The sequence below is a fragment of the Streptomyces sp. cf386 genome (assembly GCF_900103585.1).
GTDB lineage: Bacteria > Actinomycetota > Actinomycetes > Streptomycetales > Streptomycetaceae > Streptomyces.
This window is the reverse complement of the sequence record NZ_FNHV01000023.1, coordinates 32,010-53,949: the sequence shown is the minus strand read 5'-3', so window position 1 is coordinate 53,949 and position 21,940 is coordinate 32,010. Positions and strand designations below refer to the sequence as shown.

The window sequence follows — 21,940 nt, the reverse complement described above, 5'->3', positions numbered from 1 at the left end:
TCACGGCCCACGCCGACCCGGCCTCACACCTGGCGTCCGGCCGGGCGGCCCGGCCGCCCGTAGCGCATCGACAGATCGACAGAAAGAAACGACAGAAAGAGCAGAATGCCCCGCTTCAGCATCATCGTTCCGTCCCATGGGGTCGCGGGCCGGCTGTCCCTGGCGCTGGCCTCGGTCCTCACCCAGCCCTTCGGCGACTTCGAGCTGATCCCGGTCTGCGACGCCCCCGACTCTCCGGCGACGACCGTCGTCGACGGGTACGCCGAGCGAGATTGCCGGGTGGCGCCCGTGTACTCACCGCCTTCGGCCGGGCTGGCCGGCGCGAGAAACGCCGGTGTGCGGGCGGCGACCGGTGAGTGGCTGCTGTTCCTGGACGGCGACGACATGCTGGTGCCGGGGGCGCTGGGGGCGCTGGACGCCCGGCTGTGCGAGACCGGTGACGTGGACGTCCTGCACTTCGAGCACGAGCGGATCCCGTGGTGGATGGGCGAGCCGACCAATCCGGCCGCGCTCCTCCTGTCGCGGGCGCCGGGCGTGGTCTTCGCGCCCGGCCAGGCGCCGGAGTTGACGGGGGTCCAGCTCCCGGCGTGGAGTGCGGCCTACCGCCGGGCCTTCCTGGCCGAACAGCGGCTCGCCTTCCCCGAGGGCCACTTCACCGATGTCGGCTTCGGCGGCCTGGTCGTGGCCAGCGCCGAGCGCATGGCGGTGCTGCACCAGGTCCTCGTACGGCATCTGCTGCGGCGGCAGGGCAGCCGGCTGGGACGCCCGGGGGAGCACCACTTCGAGCTGCTGGACCAGGCCGAGCTGGTGCTGACGCGGGCGGCCGAGCTGGGGCTGTCCGAGGGGCGGCGCGGGCCGCTGTTCGAGCAGCTCGTCGCCGCCGTGCTGAAGACGGCGGCCCATCCGCGACGGCTGCCGTGGGGACGGCGTTCCTTCTTCCGCCGGGCGAGCAGGCTCTACCGGCGGCACTGCCCCGACGGCTTCCGGACGCCGGGCGGCAGCCTCGGCGTGCAGCACCGACTGCTGGCGAACGGGGCGTACCTGGCGTTCCGGGCGCTGCGGTGGGCCAACCAGGCGGCGGCGAAGGCCACTTCGAGCGTCCCGTGGCCGCATGGGCTGCGCACCCGGCTGTGGTACCGGCTTCAGCTGCGGCAGCCGCTGGACGAGAACCTCGCCGTGTACTGCGCGTACTGGGGCCGCGGCTACGTCTGCAATCCGGCCGCGATCCACGCCAAGGCCCGCGAACTCGCCCCCCACCTGCGCTCGGTGTTCCTGGTCGAGGCGGACCAGGAACACACCGTGCCGCAGGACGTGGAGTACGCGGTCATCGGCAGCCGTGCCTACTGGGATGTGCTCGCCCGCGCCAAGTACCTCATCAACAACGCCAACTTCGCGGACGCCGTGGTCAAGCGCGAGGGCAGTGTGCATCTGTCGACCCAGCACGGCACCCCGCTGAAGAAGATGGGCGCCGACCAGTCGACGTATCCCGTGGTGGCCGCGGCGACCGGCAGCTTCGCCAAGCTGCTGGCCCGCGTCGACCGCTGGGACTACAACCTCACCGCCAACCGGCACTCCACCGAGATGTGGGAGAGCGCGTACCCGTCCGCGCACGAGCCCCTGGAGTACGGCTATCCGCGCAACGACGTCTACTACACGGCGACCGCCGCCGACGTCGCCCGCGTCCGCCGCGAACTCGGCATCCCCGAGGGCAAGAAGGCCCTGCTCTACGCGCCCACGCACCGCGACTACTCCACCGGCTTCGAGACGAGCCTCGACCTCGCGGCACTGTGCGAGGAGATCGGCGACGAGTACGTGGTCCTGCTGCGCGCGCACTACTTCTACGACCAGGGCGCCGCGCGCGGCACCGGCCGGATCATCGACGTCACCGGACACCGCTCCGCCGAGGACGTGTGCCTGGCCGCCGACGCGCTGATCACCGACTACTCGTCGATCATGTTCGACTACGCCAACCTGGACCGGCCCATCGTCGTGTACGCCGACGACTGGGACGTCTACCGGGAGCTGCGGGGCGTCTACTTCGACCTGATGGAGGCGCCGCCGGGCCGGGTGGCGCGCACGCCGGGCGAGCTGGCGGCCGTCTTCCGTGACGGCTCGTGGGCGGACGAGGAGGCCGGGGCGCTGCGCGCCGCCTTCCGGGAGCGCTTCTGCCAGTTCGACGACGGGCAGTCCGCCGAGCGCGTCGTACGCCGGGTGCTGCTGGGCGAGCCGGCGGAGTCGATCCCGGCGGTGATCCCCCTCGCCGAGCGTGTCCCGGCCCCCGCCCCTGTCCTCGTGAGGAGCTGACCTGTGCCCCGCTTCAGCATCATCGTCCCCGTCTTCAAGGTGCAGGGCTTCCTTCGGGAGTGCCTGGACTCGGTGCTCGGGCAGTCGTACACCGACTTCGAGGTGATCGCCGTCGACGACCGCTCCCCCGACGGCTGCCCCGCCATCCTGGACGCCTACGCCGAGCGCGACGCACGCGTGCGCGTGCTGCACCTGCCGGAGAACGTCGGCCTCGGCGGGGCCCGCAACGCCGGTCTGGAGGAGGCGAGCGGCGACTACGTCCTGTTCCTCGACAGCGACGACTCCTACACCCCGGGCCTGCTGGCCGCGGTGGCGGCCCGGCTGGAGGGGAACGGCGACCCGGACATCCTGGTCTTCGACCACGTGCGCACGCACTGGTGGGGCCGCGGTGGCCGCAGCACGGCGGCGGACCTGCTGGCCGCGGCCGGCACGGACACCTTCTCCGTCCGCGAGAACCCCGAGTATCTGCACCTGTTCCTGGTCGCCTGGAACAAGGCGTACCGGCGCGACTTCTTCCTGAAGCACGAGCTGCGCTACGCCCCGGGCCTGTACGAGGACGCGCCCGTCACCTACCGCTCGATGGTGCTGGCCGACCGCGTCGCCTGCCTGGAGCGGATCGGGGTCGAGTACCGGCAGCGCCGGCAGGGTGCGATCACCAAGACGCCGGGGCGGCGGCACTTCGACATCTTTCCGCAGTACGAGGGCCTGTTCACGTTCCTCGAAGAGCGGCCCGACCTGGAGTGGGCGCGCCCGCTGCTGTTCGAACGGGCCCTGGACCACATGCTGTTCGTGCTCGCCCGCGAGGACCGGGTGACGCCCGCGGACCGGGCGGACTTCTACCGCGAGATCCGCTCGTTCCACGCCGGTCACGTCCCGAAGGGCTTCACGCCCCCGGCAGGCCGGCGTGGCAAGGAGATGTGGCTGCTGGCCAGGGCGCCCTACGCGGCGTACGCCACGGCACTCGGCCTGCGCGAGCTGCGCGGGACGGCGGGGAACGGCAAGCGGCGCGTGACGCGGGCGGTCTCGCAGCGGGCCGGGCGGGCCTGGTACACCGTCCAGTCGAGGCTGCCGCTCGATCCGGACCTGGTGGTCTACTCGGCGTTCTCGCATCGCGGGGTGCTGGGCGACCCGGCGGCGATCCACGCCAAGGCCCGCGAGATCGCCCCGCACCTCAGCGGTGTGTGGGTCGTCCAGGAGGACGCGGTGGACACGCTGCCCGCCGGGATCGACTTCGTGACGCCGGGCTCGCAGCGCTATCACGAGGTCATGGCGCGGGCCACGTACTGGGTGAACAACGTCAACTGGCCCGGCACCCTGGCCAAGCGCCCCGGCAGCGTCCACCTCCACACCCACCAGGGCACCCCGCTCAAGTACATGGCCGCCGACCTGCTGACCAAGCCCGGCGCCCGGCACGGCTTCGACGTGCCGAAGATGCTGTGGCGGGCCGACCGCTGGGACTACAGCCTGGTGGCCAACCGGCATTCGGAGCTGGTGTGGGAGCGGGCGTATCCGTGCCACTTCACCTCGTTGCGGACGGGGAGCCCGCGCAACGACGTGCTGGTCGGCGCCGGTCCGGAGGCCGGTGAGGCCGTCCGTGCGCGGCTCGGCGTCCCCGCCGGGCAGACCGTCGTGCTGTACGCGCCGACCCGCCGCGACTATCGCCGGGGCGGCCATGTCGACCGGATCGATCTCGCCCGGTTCGCCGCGGATCTGGGCGCCGACCACACGCTCGTCGTACGGCTGCACCCGTCGCTGGCGCAGGGCACGGCACGCGGGACGGGCCTGGCCGATCTGCACCGGCGGGGTGTGCTGATCGACGCGACGGACGAGCCGCACGTCGAGGACGTGATGCTCGCTGCCGACGTCCTGGTCACCGACTACTCCGCCCTGATGTTCGACTACGCCAACCTGGACCGGCCGATCGTGATCCACGCCGACGACCGGGAGGCGTACGCGGCGAGCCGGGGCATGTACTTCGACATCACGGCCGAAGCGCCGGGCCATGTGTCGCGCTCCTACCGGGAGTTGGCGTGGCTGTTCGCGTCCGGGACCTGGCGGGACGAGGAGTCGGCGCGGTCGCGGGCGGGATTCAGGGAGCGGTTCTGCGAGTTCGACGACGGGCACGCCGCCGAGCGGGTGGTGCGGACGGTATTGCTGGGCGAGCAGATGCCGGAGGAGGCGATCGGGGTGGAGAGGATCCCTGCTCCGGCGGGCCCGAGGTCGCTGACGGACGCCCGCTAGTCCCGGCGGGGACGGGCTCGCCCGGGCTCACCTGGGCTCACTCAATGCGGTGACGTGAGGCAATGTCGTTGACCCGATCGGGAATATACGACAAATGTCCCAAATCCACTCGACCCCCCAGGCCGGAAAGGCGGCCGTAGGCACACTCGTCCGGAGGGCGGCGCGCGGCGCCACCGCGCTGCGCGGCGGCCATGTCCGGCGCCCGACGCCGTACCAGGTCTTCGGCTTTCTGTTCTTCCTGGTGATATCGCTGGCGTACTGGGCCGTGCCGCTGTGCTGCGACGCGGGCCAGCACGCGGCGGTCGTGGAACGCCTGCGGGCCGACCTGTTCCACCCGCGCCACCCGATGGCGGACCTGCCGGGCGCGGGCAGCCCGTACTACTCGCCGTACGCCGTCGCACAGGGCGCGTTCGCCCGGCTGACCGGACTGGGCGGCTGGGAGGTGGTGCGGCTGGCCGGGCCGCTGAACCTGCTGGTGCTGCTGACCGGCATCGGGCGCTTCGTGCGGGTGCTGACCGCGCGGCCGTGGGCGCCGGTGCTCGCGGTGGGGGCGATGACGCTGCTGTGGGGGACCGAGCGGGCCTGGTGGAGCGGATACCTGAGCCTGATGTCGATGACCGGGAACCTCGGCTATCCGTCGGCCTTCGCGATCGGGCTCACGTTCTGGGCGTGGGCGCTGACGGGGGCGCGGGCGCGGGGGAAGCGGCTCGTCCGGTACGTCGGGCCGAGCGGGCTGCCGGGTCTTGCCGGGTACGCGGGGATCGGGGCGCTGTACGGGCTGATCCTGCTGGTCCATCCGATCACCGCGACGGCGGCGGTGCTGGGGGCGGTGGCGTTCGTCGCCGGGTGGCAGCGGGGGTGGCGCGGTTCCGTGCTCGCCCGGTGGGGGGTGGCCGCCGCGGCGGCGTTGCTGGTCGCCCGATCCTGGCCGTACTTCGATGTGTTCGCGCTGGCCGGGGACCACAGCGTGGACTGGATGCACCGGCGGCTCTACGAGCAGCTCTTCGGGCAGTTCTGGCTGGCACTGCTGGGGCTGCCGGCGTTGTGGGCACGGTGGCGGCGGGCCTCGTGGCGGGATCCGCTGGTGCTGATGTTCGCCCTCGACTGCCTGCTCGTGGCGTACGGCTGGGTCAGTGGCCACTACACCTACGGCAGGATCCTCGGGCTCACCCTCGTGCCCCCGCAGTTCGCGCTGGCCGTGGAGCTGGCGGCGGCCCGGCCGTGGGGCAGGGCGCGCCGGGTGCTGGGCGGGGCCGCGGCGGCCGGGGCCTGTGTCGGGTTCCTGACCGTGCAGGGCGGGGCGGTGGTGCCGCGCGCGCTGGATCCGATCGGGCTGGAGCAACCGTCGCTCTGGCCGTCGTACGCGTGGGTGACACGGCAGGTCGGGAAGGGCGAAGTCGTCATCTCCGACGGGCACTTCGCCCCTCGCTCCATCCCCGGGTACGGGCCGAACCTCGCCGCGCCGATCTGGCCCGACCCTGCCCTGGACGAGCGGGAACGGAAACGCCGGCTCGCCGATGTCCGCGCCTACCTCTCCCCCGCGTCGACCCGGGCCGAGCGCACGGCCGTCGCCCGGCGCTACCACGCGCGCTGGCTACTGCTGACGCGGTGGAAGCGGGTGCCGGAGGAGGCGGTGGTGGTGGCTTGGAGCCGGGGGACGGGGGAGGTGTTGGCGCGGATCGGGTGACGGTCGGGTCCGGGTGGGTCACCCGATGACTCCGGGTGTTGTTACTCGATGACGAGGTCGACCTCGATGTTGCCGCGGGTGGCGTTGGAGTAGGGGCAGACCTGGTGGGCGGTCTCGACGAGCTTGCGGCCGGTCGCCTCGTCCAGGGTGTCGGGCAGTTCCACGCGCAGCGTCACCTTCAGGCCGAAGCCCTCGCCCTGCTTGCCGATGCCGACCTCGGCGGTCACGGCGGCCTCGGAGACGTCGACCTTGGCCTGACGGCCGACGAGGCCGAGGGCGCTGCCGAAGCAGGCCGCGTACCCGGCCGCGAACAGCTGCTCCGGGTTGGTGCCCTCGCCGTTGCCGCCCAGCTCCACCGGCGGGGCCAGCTTGAGGTCGATCTTGCCGTCGTTGGAGACGGCACGACCGTCACGGCCGTGGGTGGCGGTGGCGACAGCGGTGTAGAGCGCGTCCATGGGAACCATCCCTCTCAAGTCACGTTCCGGCGGCTCTGGTGGCGGCCGCCGCACGACCACAAGTAGAGCACACAATTCAATTGCACACAACTAAATGGCGAGCACGAGCTACCCTGGAGACATGACGACCTCGCCCACGGCGGACTGGCTCCGCCTCGACCAGCAGATCTGCTTCTCCCTGAACGCCGCGTCGCGCGCCTTCGGCGGCGTCTATCGCGTGGTCCTGAAGGACCTGGGGCTCACCTATCCGCAGTACCTGGTGATGCTGGTGCTGTGGGAGCAGGGCGACCTGCCCGTGAAGAAGCTGGGCGAACACCTGCGACTCGACTCCGGCACGCTGTCGCCCCTGCTCAAGCGGCTGGAGGCGGCGGGCCTGGTACGCCGGGAGCGCAGCGCCCGCGACGAGCGCTCGGTGGAGGTGCGGCTGACCGAGGAGGGCACCGCACTGCGTGAGCGGGCCCTCCAGGTGCCACGCCGGATCGCCGAGGCGACGGGCTTCGACGTGGACGAGATCCGCGAGCTGCGGGCCCGACTGGACCAGCTCACGGCGGCCCTGGACTCGGCCGCGCTGGAGGAGGCGCCGGGCGCGTAGCGGGCGTGGGCCGCGCCCGATGCCGGTCCGCGGGCTGGTGTGCGGGTGGGCGGCGGACGTAGAGCCGTAGAGGGCCGGCCGGGCGGCCGGCGGGCAGGGGGCGGAACTCCTCGCCCACGATGTCGAGTTTGGCGCGCTCGGTGGGGTTGCGCGGGTACCAGGGCGAGTTGAGGGCGTACGGCTCGGCGACGACCCAGACCCGGTCCACCGAGTCGAGCCTGCGCCGCAGTTCCTCGGCCCCGACCTCACGGCCGTACAACGTCCCCGACCTCGGCCCGGACTGCCGCAACGCGATGTCCCACGCCCCCCGGAACCCCTGCGGATACGCGAGCGCCGCGCGCCGCCCGATGGATGGCAGGAACAGCACGGGGTCGCCGGGGCCGAGGTGCTGGGCGGCGAAGGCGGAGGCGGAGGCGAGGTTGTCGGGGCGGTGCGTCGGGGAGCGGTCCTGGCGGTGGAGGGGGAGGTGGTGGAGGAAGGCGAGGCTGATGGCGAGGGTGCCGGCCAGGGGAATCAGGTGGTTGAGGGGGTGGTTCAGCAGGCGGCCGCCGTACGGGCGGTCCCGCGTCACGAGCCCGGCCACCCGATCCGCCCCCGCCGCCACCAGCAACGGCGCCCCGGTGAGCGCGTACAGCACGTACCGGTCGTCGTAGACGGGCCGCACCTGCGACAGGGCGACGAGAAGCACCGGCGGCAGCACCATCAGCGGCAACGCGACCGCCGTGACCCGCCCCGCCCCCAGCCCCACCAACATGAGCAGGACGCACGCCCCGAACACCACCCCCGTGGGCCCGGCGACGAAGCCCCGGAGCAGGCGTTCCGCGGTCCCCCACCCCGGTTCCGTCAGCCACTCCACCTGCCCCGCCTGCGCCCGCGACACGGCCACCAACGGCATCAGGACGATCCCCACACCCAGCACCGCGCGCGCCCACCGGAACCACACCCGCCTCGGCGCCCGGTCCGCCGCCAGGGTCACGGCATGCGCACACGCCGCGAGCAGGGCCAGTTCGTGCAGCAGACAGGCGATCCCGAGAACGACCCCGTACGCCCACCACACCCGCCGCACCAGCAGTAGCGTCGCGCCCGCCACCCCGGCCGTCACCAGCGCGTACGACCGCCCCTCCTGCGCGTAGTGCCCGACCATCGGCGTCACCGCGAACAGCAGCCCGGCCCACAGCCCCACCCTCGGCCGCGCCAGCCGCGCCCCGAGCGCCGCGACCAGCCCCGCCGCCGCGGTCGCGCCGAGCACCGACGGCAGCCGGAGGACGACCTCGCCGGGGTGCACGGCGAAGACGGCGTGCATGAGCAGGTAGTACAGGCCGTGCACGGCGTCCACACCCCACAGCAGCCGCCAGATCTCCGGCACCGACCGCCGGGCGACCTGGAACGTCACCCCCTCGTCCCGCCACATGCCCTCCCGGTCGAGCCCCCACAGCCCGATCCCGAGCATGACGGCCATGGGGACCACGCGGACCACTCGGACCAGGCGGACCAGGCGGACCACGGGGACAGAGACGGCGACGACGGCTGCTGCGCGGCGGCTCCTCCTCTGCCCATGTTCGACGTTCATCACAGGGCCAATTTTGTGCTATTAGCAGACTCTTACTATTGATTAACGGCGTATTACCTCTGATATGGCATTCACCCGGCTTACGATCCGCCGTGATGAACCACCCACGCCTCACCCGCCCCGGTCGCCGCACCTTCCCCGCCGGCCTCGCCGACCGCCGCGTCCCCACGCTGGCCGCCGTCTGGCTGCTCACCCGCGCCGCCATGCTGTGGCTGCTCGCCCACAACTCCTTCCACCTGCTGGGCGGCGGCGGGGTCGCCCGCGAGGTGTGGGGCCTGTACGGCCACTGGTACGGCACCCTCTCCCACGGCGCCTTCCCGACGCACGACCCGCTGTGGCAGTACCCGCCCGGCGCCGGCCCGGTGCTGCTCTCCCCCGCGCTGCTGCCGGGACTGACGTACTTCCAGGCGTTCGTCGTCCTCACCGTGCTCATGGACGCGGCCGTCACCGTCGCCCTCACGCGCGCGGGCACGCGCCCCGGCCGCACCCTGCGGGGTGCCGCGCTCTGGACCGGTGGCCTCCCGCTCCTGCTGCACATCCCGTTCGCCCGCTACGACGTCCAGGTCACGGCCTTCGCCGTCATCGCCCTGTTGACGTTGCCGCGCTCCACGCGTGCGTGCGGTGCGCTCGCGGCGTTGGGCGCCCTGGTGAAGGTGTGGCCGGCGCTGGTGCTCATCGGGACGCCGAAGGGGCGTACTTCACGGTCCGCCTGGATCTCGGGCGCCCTGGCGGGAGCGGCGGCCCTCCTGCTGCTCACGGTGTCCTTCGACGATCCCTTCTCCTTCCTGCCGCAGCAGAGCGGCCGGGGCGTCCAGATCGAGTCCCTCGGCGGCACCGTGCTCGGCCTCGCGACCCATGCCGGGTGGCCGGGCAGGGCGCGCTACCAGTACGGCGCGATGGAGTTCACCGGCCCGTACGTGGCCGCCGTCGCCCAGGTCTCCCTCGCGCTCACGGCGCTCGCCCTCGCGGCCCTGCTGCTCTGGCGGTTCCGGGCGACGGCCGGGCGCTGGACCGAGGCGACCCCGTACGACGCCGCGCTGGCCGCCGTACTGCTCTTCACCGTCACGAGCAGGGTGATCAGCCCGCAGTACATGATCTGGCTGCTGGGCCTGGCCGCCGTGTGCCTGACCTCCCGGCGGACCGTCCAGCGCCCGGTGGCCGCACTGGTCGTCGCGGCGACCGCGGTCAGCGCCATGGTCTACCCCGCCCTCTACCACCAGGTCATCACCAGCACCTGGACCGGCTGCGCCCTGATGCTCCTGCGCAACGGACTCCTGGCCACGGCAGCCGCCCTCGCCTTCACTCGCCTGTGGCGCTCGACCGGCCCGTCCGGCCCCGAAGTGCCGCATCCCGCGAGTGAACCGGACCTCGACTCCCGCCGTCTCCCGGAACGGGCCCCAAGTCCCGCTTGACGGGCGACAATCCACCACTCCCACGATTCCAGAACGGGCCCCATGCACCCTCCCGCCGCACCCGCCACGCGCGACGCGCAGACCGCGCACGCCGCGAGCGCCGCGCACACCGCGCGCGAGCCGCAGGTCGGCGTCGTCGTCATCGGCTACAACGACGCGGCGCATGTGACGACCGCCGTCCGCTCGGCGTTGGCGCAGGGTCCCGCGGTCCGGGAGGTCATCGCCGTCGACGACTGCTCGACCGACGACAGCGCGGAACTCCTCGCCCGCCTCGCCGCGAGCGAACCGCGCGTGAAGGTGGTCCGGCGCCGGGTCAACAGCGGCGGCTGCGGCAGCCCGCGCAACACCGGGCTTGACCGGGTGACATCGCCGTACGTGATGTTCCTGGACAGCGACGACGTCCTGCCGCCGGGCGCCGTGGACGCGCTGCTCGCGGCGGCGAGGGGGGCGGGCGCGGAGGTGGCGGGCGGGCTGTGCGTGCGGCGGGAGCTGCCCGAGGGGCGCGCGGTGCCGTGGGAGGCGGCTCTGTACGCCGCGCACGCCGTGTACGAGCGGCCCGTGCAGCGCCCGCGCCTGGTCCACGACACGCTCTGCGTCAACAAGCTCTACCGCACGGACTTTCTGCGCGAGCACGGCATCCGCTTCCCTGAAGGCCGCTTCCTCTACGAGGACTTCGTCTTCAGCGCGCGCGTGCTGGCCGCCGGGCCGCGCATCGCCCTCGTCCCCGACCAGGTGTACGTCTGGCACGTCCGCCGCTCCGCCGACCGGCTGTCGATCTCCCTGGACCGCGCCGGCATCACCAACTGGCGGGCGCGCACGGAGGCATGCCGGCTGGCGTACGAGATCCTGCTGGGCGCCGGCCAGAAGGAGCTGGCGCGGGCGGCGCGCGGCAAGTTCCTCGACCACGAACTGCGCATGTACGCACGCGAGTTGGGCCTGCACGACGCCGAGTACCAGCGCGCATGGTGGGCACACACCCGGGCGTACCTCGCCGAGTACGACGCATCCGACTGGGCGCACAACCCCACCGCCCCCGGCCGCCTGATCGGCCGCGTGGTCCTCGCCTCCCCCGAGCCCCGCGACCTGCCCCGCCTCAGAGACCTGGCCTCCCGCCCCGCCCGCCTCCTGCCTCCCTACGCTCACACCCCCGACGGCATGCCCGCCTGGTCCGCGGACCTCCCCCAGGTCACCCTGGAGCCCCTGCTGACGCGCCCCGTCCGCCTCCTCCCCCTCGCCGTGGACGCGGAACTGCGCCCACGCGCGCGTGCCGCCCTGCTCCGGCTGCGCCTGCACGAGCTGTACGGCAGGGTGGCGCAGGCGGGCCCGGAGGCGCTGGACGTGGAGTGGCGGTGCCGGGACACGGGGCGGGTGGCGGGGGCGCGTACCGCGGCGGCGCTCACGTGCTCGGCCGACGGCGGCTGGTCCGCGGATACGCCGGTGTCCTGGGCCGCGTTCTCCGGGACGTCCGGCGCCGGCACATGGGATCTACGCGTGCGCGTGCGCTTCCGAGGCGGCACATACCGCGAGGTCACGGCACACGCCCGCACGGGCGCCGGCCTCCTGCGCCGCCGCGCCGCGTTCGGCTCCCGTCGCGCCTTGTTACTCGTACAGCCGTACGCCACGAACTCCGGAGCGCTGGCACTACGCGTGGCCCCTGGTTTACGCGGAGTTACCTCGGTAGTCCGCGCCAGACTCCACCGCCTGCTTCACTGTCACTGACACCGACGTCACCGACACCGACCGCAGGCTCCGACCGCAAGCACCGACACCGACCACGGTCACGACATCGACCGCGGACGACCACAGGCCCACTGATGAGGGGACGGCCGCACAATGACCTGGCTGATCACCGGCGGCGCCGGTTACATCGGAGCGCACGTCGTACGAGCGATGACCGAGGCGGGTGAGCACGCCGTGGTGTACGACGACCTGTCCACCGGCATCATCGAGCGCGTGCCGGACGGCGTGCCGCTGGTCGTCGGCTCGACCCTGGACGGCGAGCGCGTCGCCCGCGCCCTGATGGCGCACCGCATCACCGGTGTCATCCATCTCGCGGCGAAGAAGCAGGTCGGCGAATCGGTCGACCGCCCCCTGCACTACTACCGGGAGAACGTCGAGGGCCTGCGCGTCCTCCTGGAAGCGGTGGCCATGGCCCCCCGCGTCCGCTCCTTCGTCTTCTCCTCGTCGGCAGCGGTGTACGGCATGCCGGACGCCGCGCGAGACGGCGCCCTCGTCACCGAGGAGACGCCGTGCGTGCCGATGTCGCCGTACGGCGAGACGAAGCTGGCCGGCGAGTGGCTGGTCCGGGCCACGGCCCGCGCGACCGGCCTGTCCACGGCATCGCTGCGCTACTTCAACGTGGCGGGCGCGGCGACCCCCGAACTCGCCGACGTAGGGGTCTTCAACCTCATCCCCATGGTCTTCGAGAAGCTCACGGAGGAGGCACCCCCGCGCATCTTCGGCGACGACTACCCGACCCCCGACGGCACCTGCGTCCGCGACTACATCCACGTCGTCGACCTGGCCGAGGCCCATGTGGCCGCGGCCCGCGCCCTCCAAGAGACCCCCGGCCGCGACCTCACCCTCAACATCGGCCGCGGAGAAGGCGTTTCAGTCCGCGAAATGATCGACAAGATCAACGCCATCACCGGCTACGACCGCCCCCCGACCGTCACCCCCCGCCGCCCCGGCGACCCGGCCAGCGTCGTCGCCTCCGCCGACCGCATCACCACCGAACTGGGCTGGAAGGCGAAGCACGACGTGCAGGACATGATCACGTCGGCTTGGGAGGGGTGGGTGCGGTTGCATCCGGGGGCGGCCAGGGATTGAGGACCGAGGTCTGCGGCGCCTCCGGTGCGCCTCTGCCACCGGGGCACTTCCGCGCGGCCGGTTAGCCTCGCGGGGTGACCGAGTCCTTCCGCACCGCGCGCGCCCTCGGCGCCGTCATCGGCTCCGCCGTGGGCGACGCCCTGGGCGCCCCTTTCGAGTTCGGCCCCGAGGGCGCCTTCTCGGCGCGCTTCCCGGAGCCGGGGCAGGGCGGCGAGATGTGCGGGGGCGGCGGCTGGGAGCCGGGCGAGGCGACCGACGACACGCAGATGGCCGTACTCGTCGGCGAGTCCCTGCTGGACTGCGGGCGGCTCGAACTCCCGGACGTCTTCCGGCGGTTCCAGCGGTGGGCGGCCGCGGAGCCGAAGGACATCGGTCTGCAGACGGAAGCCGTCCTGAGCAGCGGCGATGCGTGGGACATGGCCGCCGCGCTGCACTTCCAGGTGAACCAACGGACGGCGGGGAACGGGGCGCTGATGCGTGCCACTCCCGCTGCCGTGCACTTCGCCCGCGCCGGCCGCGACGCCACCATGGACGCGGCCCGCCGCATCGCCGCCCTCACCCACGGAGACCGTGCGGCCTGGGAGGGCACCGCCATCTTCCACGAGTTGGTGCGCGTCGCCCTGGACGAGGGCGACGCGTCGGCCGCCGTTCCGGCCACCCTCGAAGCCGTCCACCCCGACCACCGTGACCGCTACGCCGTCGTCCTCGCCCCCGACTGGCACCCCGACCAGGCCACCGAGTTCAACGGTGCCGTATGGCCCTGCCTCGGCTCGGCGGTCTGGGCCCTGCGCACCACGTCCTCCTACGAGGACGCCGTACGCGCCGCGATCGACCTGGGCGGCGACACAGACACGGTCGCCGCGGTGACAGGCGGGCTGGCCGGGGCGGTGTACGGCATCTCCGCGGTGCCGGAGCGGTGGACGGGGGTGCTGCACGTGCCGTTGCCGGGATTCGGCGGACGGGTGCTGCGGGTCGGGGAGTTGGCGGAGCTCGGTCGGCGGTTGAGCGGCTAGCCGCGCTGTGCGTTGTTCAGATACGCCAGCACCGCCAGCACCCTCCGATGCCCGCTGTCGCTCTGCGGCAGGCCGAGCTTGAGGAAGACGTTGCCGATGTGCTTGTGGACGGCGCGTTCGGTGACGACGAGGGTCTTGGCGATGGTCGCGTTGTCGTGGCCCTCGGCCATGAGCGACAGCACCTCGCGCTCGCGCGGGGTGAGGGAGTCGAGCGGGGAGTCGCGGCGCCGGGTCAGCAGTTCGGTGACGACCTCGGGGTCGAGCGCGGTGCCGCCGGCCGCCACCCGCTCCAGCGCGTCGAGGAACTCGTCCACCCGGCCGACCCGGTCCTTGAGCAGGTAGCCGAGGCCGCTCGCGCCGCCGCCGAGGAGTTCCGCGGCGTACGACTGCTCGACGTACTGGGAGAGCACCAGCACCGGCAGCCCGGGCATCTCCTTGCGCGCGGCGAGGGCGGCGCGCAGTCCCTCGTCGCGGAAGTCCGGCGGCATCCGTACGTCGAGCACGGCGGCGTCGGGGTGGTGCTTCAGCAGCGCGGGCAGGATCTCGGGGCCGGTGCCGGCGACGGCCACGACCTCGTGTCCGGCCGACGTCAGCAGCAGGACCAGGCCCTCGCGCAGCAGGGCATTGTCCTCGGCGATCACGACTCTCACGGCAGTCTCCGCCTCTGTTCCGGTACTCCGGGATCCCGGTTCACCGCACGCGCGCGGTGAGGCCGCCTCGATCAACGGGCGGTCGCTGCGCGCAGCCTACTCACAGCGCCTTGAGCGCCTCCGTCGTGGCCCGGGTCAGCGCGTCCAGATAGCCCTTGGGCAGCTTCTGGCCGCGGGCCGCCACCACCGTCCGCCAGTACAGCGGGCCCGAGATCAGGTCGAGCGCCAGCTCGTCGTCGAAGCCCTTGCGCAGCTCACCGCGCTGCTCCGCCCCGATCAGGATCTTGTTGGCGACCCCCTCCTGCCCCTGCTCCAACGCCTTCTGCAGCGCCTCGGCGATCTCGGGGTTGCGGGCCGCCTCGGCCTGGAGGTCGGGGATGATCTGCGAGACCACGGGGTGACGCAGGGCGCGCGAGGTCACCTCGTACAGCATCCGCAGGTCCCCCTCCAGGGAGCCCGTGTTCGGCGTGGGCAGCCCCATCACCGCGACCGCCGACACCACGTCCAGCACCAGATGCAGCTTGGAACGCCAGCGCCGGTACACCGCCGTCTTGCCGACGCCCGCGCGGCGCGCGATGCCCTCTATCGACATCCGCGCGTAGCCGACGGCCGCCAGCTCCTCGAAGACGGCCGCCCGAATGGCCTCCGTCACGTCCTCGCGGAGCACGGCCGCACCGGCGGGGGTCCGGCGGCGCGGACGCGCCTGGGGCTGGTCGGCGTTGGTCGTCATGCGGACCAGCATAGGGCGTTGCGACGATACGGTCCCGTCCCCACGTAATGCGTCGCAACGCAACCGTTTCGTCGCGACGTAGTCTGCGGGTCGCCGACGTCACGACGAAACGGTTGCGTTCCGACGCCCCCTCCGCCTACGCTCACGTTGCGACGATACGGTCCCGTCCCGACGTAAGAAAACGTGAAGAGAAGCGTAAGCAACCGCCGAACGACACCCCGGCAAGCGCCACGACCGACCAGCACCAGCACCAGCACCAGCACCAGCACCAGCACCAGCACCAGCACCAGCACCCAAAGCCTCACCCCGCCCCTCCCCAGACGCCCAGACGAAAGCAGCGGATGTGACCCAGGCCCTCCACACACCGCCCACCACTCAGGCCCCGCCCGAAACCGACCTCACGGCCCTCGCCGCCCGGCACGGCCTCTCGGTCAGCGGTGCCCGCCCCTCCCTGCCCGAGTACATCCGCCAGCTGTGGGCACGCCGCCACTTCATCAGCGCGTTCGCCACCGCCAAGCTCACCGCGCAGTACAGCCAGGCGAAGCTGGGCCAGGTGTGGCAGGTGATGAACCCGCTGCTGAACGCGGCGGTCTACTACTTCATCTTCGGCATGCTGCTGGGCACCAGCCACGGCGTGCAGGACTACATCCCGTTCCTGGTGACGGGTGTGTTCGTCTGGACGTTCACGCAGAGCTCGATCATGGCGGGCACCCGCGCGATCTCGGGGAACCTCGGCCTCGTCCGCGCCCTGCACTTCCCGCGGGCCGCGCTGCCCATCTCCTTCGCGCTGCAACAGCTCCAGCAGCTGCTGTTCTCGATGGCCGCCCTGGTCGTCATCCTGCTGTGCTTCGGCATCCCGGTCGCCGCGTCCTGGGTGCTGGTGGTCCCGGCGCTGTTCCTGCAGTTCACCTTCAACGCGGGCGTCGCGATGGTCATGGCGCGCATGGGCGCGAAGACGCCGGACATCGCCCAGCTGATGCCGTTCGTGCTGCGCACCTGGATGTACGCGTCCGGCGTGATGTTCAGCATCACCCACGTCACGAGCAGCCACAAAGGCCTGCCGTCCTGGGTACCCGAGCTCCTTCAGGCCAACCCCGCCGCCGTCTACATCGACCTGATGCGCTTCGCCCTGATCGACAGCTTCCACGCGAGCCAGCTCCCGCCCCACGTGTGGGCGATCGCGACGGGCTGGGCCCTGCTGGCCGGCGTCGGCGGATTCATCTACTTCTGGAAGGCTGAGGAGACGTACGGCCGTGGCTGACAACGCAAAGACCGCAGACGACCGCATCCCCACCGGCGAGACCCTCACCGACGAGACCCCCGCCAACAAGATCCCCACTGTCATCGCCGACGCCGTCGACATCGTCTACCGCGTCAACGGCACCGGCGCCGGCCGCGGCTCGGCCACCGCCGCCCTCAACCGCATCCTGCGCCGCAAGCAGACCGAGAAGGCGGCGGGCGTACGCAAGGTGCACGCCGTCAAGAAGGTCTCCTTCGTGGCGTACCGGGGCGAGGCGATCGGCCTCATCGGCACCAACGGCTCCGGTAAGTCGACCCTGCTCAAAGCGGTCGCGGGCCTGCTCCCGGTGGAGAACGGCCGCATCTACACCGACGGCCAGCCCTCCCTCCTCGGCGTCAACGCGGCCCTGATGAACGACCTCACCGGCGAGCGCAACGTCTTCCTCGGCGGCCTCGCGATGGGCATGTCCCGCGAGCAGGTCAAGGACCGCTACCAGGAGATCGTCGACTTCTCCGGCATCAACGAGAAGGGCGACTTCATCACCCTCCCCATGCGCACGTACTCCTCCGGCATGGCGGCCCGCCTGCGCTTCTCCATCGCCGCGGCCAAGGACCACGACGTCCTGCTGATCGACGAGGCGCTGGCGACGGGTGACCGTTCCTTCCAGAAGCGTTCCGAGGCCCGGATCCGCGAGCTGCGCAAGCACGCGGGCACGGTGTTCCTGGTCAGCCACAACAACAAGTCGATCCGCGACACCTGCGACCGCGTGCTGTGGCTGGAGCGCGGCGAGCTGCGCATGGACGGGCCGACGGACGCGGTGCTGAAGGAGTACGAGGCGTTCACGGGAGACAAGGCGGCCAAGCCGAACCCGAAGCCCAAGGCGAAGCCCGCCCCCGCCTCTACCCCCACCCCCGCCCCCGCCGCTGTTCCCTCGTGAGGCGCACTACCGGGTCACCCTTTCATCCCATTAGTGACACTATGTCCGAGCAGGGTGCCCCGTAGCGATGACGAAGATGACGAAGGCGAAGGAGTCCTCGCGATGCCCGAACTCACCGTCATCGTCCACGGGCCCAACACCCAGGACCGTCTGACCGGACTCCTCGCCTCCCTGGCCGCGCACCCCCACCCCGACGTCGAGGTGATCGTGGCCGCGGTCGGCGCCTGGGCGCAGGAGACGGCCCGGGCGTACGCCCCCGAGATGCTGGTGCTGCCCCTGCCCGACGGCACGGACGACGCCGCGGCCCGGTCGGCGGGGGCGGCCCGGGCCTCCGGCCGCTGGCTGCACTTCGTGCACAGCAAGGACGGTCTGCCCGCCGGCGCCCCGCGTATGGTCGCCGAGCGTGCCGCGGAACTGCCGGACGAGGTTGATGTCCTCCTCTTCGACCACGTCCGCTCCACTTGGGACACCACCGGCCTCCCCGCCGAGGACGGCCCCCGCCTGGCCCGCGCGGGCCGCGCCGCCCACCCCCTGGACGACATCGCCCGTAGCGCGCTCCGCGTCACCCCGCTCCTGGGCAACCGCGCGCTGCGCACCCCCTTCTGGCAGGCGCACGAACGCCGACTCACCACCCCCGACGAGCCGTTCGCGGCCTACGCCGCCCTCCTCCTCGCCGACCGCGTCGCCGCCCTGAACCAAGTGGCGTACGAACACCACGAGGTGCGCCCCGAGAGCCTCCCCCCGGTCACCCCCGAGGACCACTACGCCCTCGTCGACCGCTACGAAACGCTCCTCACCCTCACCGAGAACCGCACCGTCGCGCCCCTCCCCACAGCCGCGCCCCTCCCCACAGCGAACTCCGCACTCCGCCCCGCACGCGTCTGCGCAACCCACTCCGTCCTGTACGACGTGATGGTCCACGACTGCCTGCGCACCTTCGCCCGCACACCCATGCCGGACCCCGTGGCCAGGGAGTTCTTCCGCCGAGCCGCCGCAGCTGCCGTCCGCCATCGCCCGGCCGGGCACCGCCGCCCCGCCGGCCCCGAGGGCATCCGCCGGGCCCTGCTCGAAGAGAACGCCTACACCAGGTACCGCGCCTTCCAGGCCGCCAACCGCGCGCGCCGCGCCGCGAAGTCGGCCGTACGAACCCGCAGACGCCAGATCGAAGCCGCCCTCGGCGACCACCACTACCGCACGGCCCTGTCCCGCCCGGTCGACCCCAACCTGGCCGTCTTCGCGGCGTACTGGAACCGCGGGGTCGCCTGCAACCCGGCAGCCATCGCGGCCAAGCTCACCGAACTCGCCCCGCAGATCCACCCGGTGTGGGTGGTGACCCCCGAGAACGCGCCCCTCCTCCCACCCCACACCGACCACGTGCTCCCCGGCACCCGCCGCTACCGCGAGGTGCTGGCCACGGCGAAGTACCTGGTCAACAACGTCAACTACCCCAACGCGATCGTGAAACGCCCGGACGCGATCCACCTCCAGACCCACCACGGCACCCCGCTCAAGCGCATGGGCGTGGACCAGATGGAGTTCCCGGCGGCGGCCAAGGGCCTCGACTTCCAGGCCCTGCTGGCCCGTATCGACAAGTGGGACTACAGCGTCTCCGCGAACAGCCACTCCACCCGCATGTGGGAGCGCGCGTACCCCGCCCGCTTCGTCTCCCTCGACTACGGCTACCCCCGCAACGACGTCTACTACACGGCCACCGCCGCCGACATCCGCGCCGTCCGCGACCGCCTGGGCATCCCCCCGACCCACCGCACCATCCTCTACGCCCCCACCCACCGCGACTACGAGGCCGGCTGGACCCCCCGCCTCGACCTCGCCGGCCTCGCCGACCGGCTCGGCGAGGACACGGTCCTCCTGGTCCGCGGCCACTACTTCTACGACGGCACGGCATCCCCCCTGAGCGGCCCCCTGACCGCCCTGCGCCGCGCGGGCCGAATCATCGACGTGTCCGCCTACGACCCGGTCGAGGACCTGGCCCTGGCCGCCGACGCCCTGGTCACGGACTACTCGTCCATCATGTTCGACTACGCCAACCTCGACCGCCCGATCGTCATCCACGCCGACGACTGGGAGACGTACCGCTCCACCCGCGGCGTCTACTTCGACCTGATGGCCGAGCCCCCTGGCCAGGTCGCCCGCACCCAGCGGGAACTGACCGAGATCCTCACCACCGAGGCCTGGCACGACGAGGGCGCGACGAAGGCGCGGGCTGCCTTCCGCCGCCGCTTCTGCGAGTACGACGACGGACGCGCCGCCGAACGGGTCGTACGCCGCGTGTTCCTGGGCGAGAGCGAGGAAGCGCTGCCGCCGGTGACCCCGCTGGAGGAACGCACACCGGCACCGAGCCCAAGGGAGACGGCATGAACCCCGAAGTCGCGACCCTGGTCGCCCCGGACGTCACGGTCACGGTCATCGTCTACAACGACGCGGAACGCCTCCCCCGGGCAGTGGAATCGGTACGCCGCCAGACCCACGCCAACATCGAGATCGTGATCAGCGACGACCACTCGACGGACGAAACCCCGGACGTGGCAAGGAAACTGGCATCCGAGGACCCCCGTGTCCGCCACCTCCGCCTGCCGCGGAACAGCGGCGGCTGCAGCGCCCCGCGCAACCGCGCCCTGGAGATCGCCCGAGCCCCGTACGTGATGTTCCTGGACAGCGACGACGAACTCACCGACAACGCGGTGGAGCTGCTCCTGGCGGCCCACCGCGACCGGGAGATCGACTTCGCGATGGGCGCGGTGGTGCGGGTCCGGGAGGACAGCGGCCGTCGTACGAAATGGATGCCGCACCTGGTCGCGGAGGCCCGCACGGTGGTGGGCATCGAATCGGAACCCCGGCTGCTCTTCGAGCACCTGTCGACGAGCAAGATGTACGCCCGCGCGTTCCTGGACCGCCACGACCTGCGCTTCCCCGAGGGCATCCACTACGAGGACCAGCTGTTCACGGCACAGGCGTACTGCCTGGCCAAGGAGTTCACGATCATCCCGGACCCGGTGTACCGCTGGCACATCGCACCTTTCGCGACCACGGACGCGGCATCGATCTCCAACCAGCGCGACAGACTCGACAACGTCCGCGACCGGGTCCGGGTCCAGCGCCTCATCGACGGCTTCCTCGCCGAGAGCGGGCACGGGGCGCTGCGCGAGGACAAGGACTACAAGTTCCTCAAGCACGACTTCCGGATGTACGCCGGAGACCTCCCGTACCGCGACGAACAATGGCTGAGCTCTTTCGCGGACATCATGACCCCCTACCTGGAAACCCTCTCCCCCTCGACCTACGCCCGACTGCCGCGCACGGAACGGGTGGTCCTGCAACTGATCCGCGAACGCCGCTTCCCCGAAGCCCGCTTGGCGGCAAGGGGATTGGGCCACGCAGTGGCACCCCGACAAGTGAGCCAGGACGCGGAAGGCAACACGTACTGGGGAGCCACCCTCCCTACATCGGCCTGGTCCCGCCGCGAACTGGACGTGGCCGACCTGGAGTTGGACACCCGCCCGTTCCGAAGCGCCCAGTTCCGCCACGAGATCACGGAACTCACCCGCGGACCCGGCGCCTCGATCGACCTGACGATCCGGACCTACGACCCCGGCCTGCGCCTCCCGGTGGGCCCCCAACGCGCAAGCCTCCTCCTCACCCCCGGCCGACGCCGCCTCACCACCCCCTTCCGCCTGACCCCCATCGGCCCCGGCGTCTTCGAAGGCCAGGTCCACCTGGACCTGTCCACGGCCCCCGTCCCCCACCACGGCTTCGCGGGCGTCCGCCACCCCCTCCTCCGCATCGAGCACCAGGGCCTCCGCCACACGGCCGTACTCCTGGCTCCCCTGACCTTCCCCACCCTCACAACCCGCATCAACTACCACACCGCCACGGCCCCCCACCACGTAACCATCGAACCCGAGGGCCGAGGCCCCGGCCGCCTCCAGATGCGGTGGAAGCCGGTGGGCGTGACGGCGAGGTTGGTACGCCCGGCGGTACGACGTCTGGCAGGACCGAGGGTACGGAGAGCGGCCCGCCTGGTACGGAGCGCACTGCGCTAGCCAGGACACGCAGGGAGCTCCCGCCATCACTAACCCCCAGCCGAGAGGGACTCCGTCCCAACCCCCACCCACCCGCAGGGGACGTCCTGGTTGAGCGAGGGCGCCCTCTCGGCGCCGGCCCGGGCATTCCAGCCCGTCCGGCGTTCGAGGCCGAGTTCCCGCCGTCCCTAACCCCCACCCACCCGCAGGGGGCGTCTTTTCAGCCCGTCCGGCGTGTGA

16 protein-coding genes are annotated in these 21,940 nt (G+C 72.0%); 12 read left to right on the top strand and 4 right to left on the bottom strand.

All coding sequences use genetic code 11. The annotated features are described in order from the left end of the window. Window positions 1-105 precede the first annotated feature (105 nt). From BLU79_RS39670 to BLU79_RS39660, 3 genes are all read left to right on the top strand, one after another. The gene (locus BLU79_RS39670; protein WP_093910891.1) at window positions 106-2,304 is read left to right on the top strand and encodes a bifunctional glycosyltransferase/CDP-glycerol:glycerophosphate glycerophosphotransferase; all 2,199 of its coding nucleotides are present in this window, start codon (window positions 106-108) and stop codon (window positions 2,302-2,304) included. A gap of 3 nt (window positions 2,305-2,307) precedes the next feature. Further along, on the top strand, window positions 2,308-4,545 hold the full coding sequence (locus tag BLU79_RS39665; RefSeq protein ID WP_093910890.1) for a bifunctional glycosyltransferase/CDP-glycerol:glycerophosphate glycerophosphotransferase: 2,238 nt from the start codon (window positions 2,308-2,310) through the stop codon (window positions 4,543-4,545). 94 nt (window positions 4,546-4,639) lie between these two features. Further along, window positions 4,640-6,232 (top strand): hypothetical protein, encoded by a 1,593-nt coding sequence (locus BLU79_RS39660; RefSeq protein ID WP_093910889.1) that lies wholly within the window; start codon window positions 4,640-4,642, stop codon window positions 6,230-6,232. Between the two features lie 41 nt (window positions 6,233-6,273). Here the strand turns inward: BLU79_RS39660 and BLU79_RS39655 are convergent, their stop codons facing one another. Beyond that, window positions 6,274-6,687 (bottom strand): organic hydroperoxide resistance protein, encoded by a 414-nt coding sequence (locus BLU79_RS39655; protein ID WP_093910888.1) that lies wholly within the window; start codon window positions 6,685-6,687, stop codon window positions 6,274-6,276. Window positions 6,688-6,808: 121 nt separating this feature from the next. On the opposite strand from BLU79_RS39655, the gene BLU79_RS39650 reads away from it, so the two are divergent. Further along, complete coding sequence (locus BLU79_RS39650; RefSeq protein WP_093910887.1) at window positions 6,809-7,279, top strand: MarR family winged helix-turn-helix transcriptional regulator; 471 nt, start codon at window positions 6,809-6,811, stop codon at window positions 7,277-7,279. Here the strand turns inward: BLU79_RS39650 and BLU79_RS39645 are convergent. Continuing rightward, window positions 7,230-8,849 carry a glycosyltransferase family 39 protein gene (locus BLU79_RS39645; protein WP_371132026.1) on the bottom strand — a complete coding sequence of 540 codons (1,620 nt, stop codon included), beginning with the start codon at window positions 8,847-8,849 and terminating at the stop codon, window positions 7,230-7,232. The genes BLU79_RS39650 and BLU79_RS39645 overlap by 50 nt on opposite strands. Before the next feature lie 95 nt (window positions 8,850-8,944). On the opposite strand from BLU79_RS39645, the gene BLU79_RS39640 reads away from it, so the two are divergent. The 4 genes from BLU79_RS39640 to BLU79_RS39625 all read left to right on the top strand — a co-directional run bounded on the left by BLU79_RS39640 (window position 8,945) and on the right by BLU79_RS39625 (window position 14,103). Further along, entirely contained in the window at window positions 8,945-10,261 is a 1,317-nt protein-coding gene (locus BLU79_RS39640; RefSeq protein ID WP_093910886.1) for a glycosyltransferase 87 family protein, read from the top strand. Between the two features lie 42 nt (window positions 10,262-10,303). After that, on the top strand, window positions 10,304-11,980 hold the full coding sequence (locus tag BLU79_RS39635; RefSeq protein ID WP_093910885.1) for a glycosyltransferase family 2 protein: 1,677 nt from the start codon (window positions 10,304-10,306) through the stop codon (window positions 11,978-11,980). 114 nt (window positions 11,981-12,094) lie between these two features. Further along, on the top strand, window positions 12,095-13,090 hold the full coding sequence (gene galE, locus BLU79_RS39630) for a UDP-glucose 4-epimerase GalE (protein ID WP_093910884.1): 996 nt from the start codon (window positions 12,095-12,097) through the stop codon (window positions 13,088-13,090). A gap of 74 nt (window positions 13,091-13,164) precedes the next feature. Next, window positions 13,165-14,103, top strand: a complete 939-nt coding sequence (locus tag BLU79_RS39625; protein ID WP_093910883.1) for an ADP-ribosylglycohydrolase family protein — start codon at window positions 13,165-13,167, stop codon at window positions 14,101-14,103. Here BLU79_RS39625 and BLU79_RS39620 read toward each other — a convergent pair. Continuing rightward, window positions 14,100-14,753, bottom strand: a complete 654-nt coding sequence (locus BLU79_RS39620; RefSeq protein WP_093910882.1) for a response regulator transcription factor — start codon at window positions 14,751-14,753, stop codon at window positions 14,100-14,102. The two genes, BLU79_RS39625 and BLU79_RS39620, sit on opposite strands and share 4 nt — an antisense overlap. A 100-nt stretch (window positions 14,754-14,853) precedes the next feature. Beyond that, entirely contained in the window at window positions 14,854-15,495 is a 642-nt protein-coding gene (locus BLU79_RS39615) for a TetR/AcrR family transcriptional regulator (RefSeq protein ID WP_093910881.1), read from the bottom strand. A gap of 331 nt (window positions 15,496-15,826) precedes the next feature. Here BLU79_RS39615 and BLU79_RS39610 point away from each other — a divergent pair, with 331 nt between their 5' ends. The 4 genes from BLU79_RS39610 (at window position 15,827) to BLU79_RS39595 (ending at window position 21,721) form a co-directional block, all read left to right on the top strand. Beyond that, window positions 15,827-16,744: an ABC transporter permease gene (locus BLU79_RS39610; RefSeq protein ID WP_093910880.1), complete on the top strand. Its 918-nt coding sequence runs from the start codon at window positions 15,827-15,829 to the stop codon at window positions 16,742-16,744. Window positions 16,745-16,769: 25 nt separating this feature from the next. Then, window positions 16,770-17,660, top strand: coding sequence for an ABC transporter ATP-binding protein (locus BLU79_RS39605; protein ID WP_177001356.1), 891 nt, complete (start codon window positions 16,770-16,772; stop codon window positions 17,658-17,660). Between the two features lie 102 nt (window positions 17,661-17,762). Beyond that, a complete protein-coding gene (locus BLU79_RS39600; RefSeq protein ID WP_093910879.1) occupies window positions 17,763-20,039 on the top strand; it encodes a CDP-glycerol glycerophosphotransferase family protein in 2,277 nt (758 codons plus the stop codon). After that, window positions 20,036-21,721 (top strand): glycosyltransferase family 2 protein, encoded by a 1,686-nt coding sequence (locus BLU79_RS39595; RefSeq protein WP_093910878.1) that lies wholly within the window; start codon window positions 20,036-20,038, stop codon window positions 21,719-21,721. Before BLU79_RS39600 ends, BLU79_RS39595 begins: the two co-directional genes overlap by 4 nt. Window positions 21,722-21,940 lie beyond the last annotated feature (219 nt).

What these genes read in the sequence shown, in the direction of transcription:
- BLU79_RS39670 (WP_093910891.1), top strand. Translation starts at nt 106, where the DNA reads ATGCCCCGCTTCAGCATCATCGTTCCGTCCCATGGGGTCGCGGGCCGG.
- BLU79_RS39660 (WP_093910889.1), top strand. Translation starts at nt 4,640, where the DNA reads ATGTCCCAAATCCACTCGACCCCCCAGGCCGGAAAGGCGGCCGTAGGC.
- BLU79_RS39655 (WP_093910888.1), bottom strand. Translation starts at nt 6,687, where the DNA reads ATGGACGCGCTCTACACCGCTGTCGCCACCGCCACCCACGGCCGTGAC.
- BLU79_RS39650 (WP_093910887.1), top strand. Translation starts at nt 6,809, where the DNA reads ATGACGACCTCGCCCACGGCGGACTGGCTCCGCCTCGACCAGCAGATC.
- BLU79_RS39645 (WP_371132026.1), bottom strand. Translation starts at nt 8,849, where the DNA reads ATGAACGTCGAACATGGGCAGAGGAGGAGCCGCCGCGCAGCAGCCGTC.
- BLU79_RS39640 (WP_093910886.1), top strand. Translation starts at nt 8,945, where the DNA reads ATGAACCACCCACGCCTCACCCGCCCCGGTCGCCGCACCTTCCCCGCC.
- BLU79_RS39635 (WP_093910885.1), top strand. Translation starts at nt 10,304, where the DNA reads ATGCACCCTCCCGCCGCACCCGCCACGCGCGACGCGCAGACCGCGCAC.
- galE (WP_093910884.1), top strand. Translation starts at nt 12,095, where the DNA reads ATGACCTGGCTGATCACCGGCGGCGCCGGTTACATCGGAGCGCACGTC.
- BLU79_RS39615 (WP_093910881.1), bottom strand. Translation starts at nt 15,495, where the DNA reads ATGCTGGTCCGCATGACGACCAACGCCGACCAGCCCCAGGCGCGTCCG.
- BLU79_RS39600 (WP_093910879.1), top strand. Translation starts at nt 17,763, where the DNA reads ATGCCCGAACTCACCGTCATCGTCCACGGGCCCAACACCCAGGACCGT.
- BLU79_RS39595 (WP_093910878.1), top strand. Translation starts at nt 20,036, where the DNA reads ATGAACCCCGAAGTCGCGACCCTGGTCGCCCCGGACGTCACGGTCACG.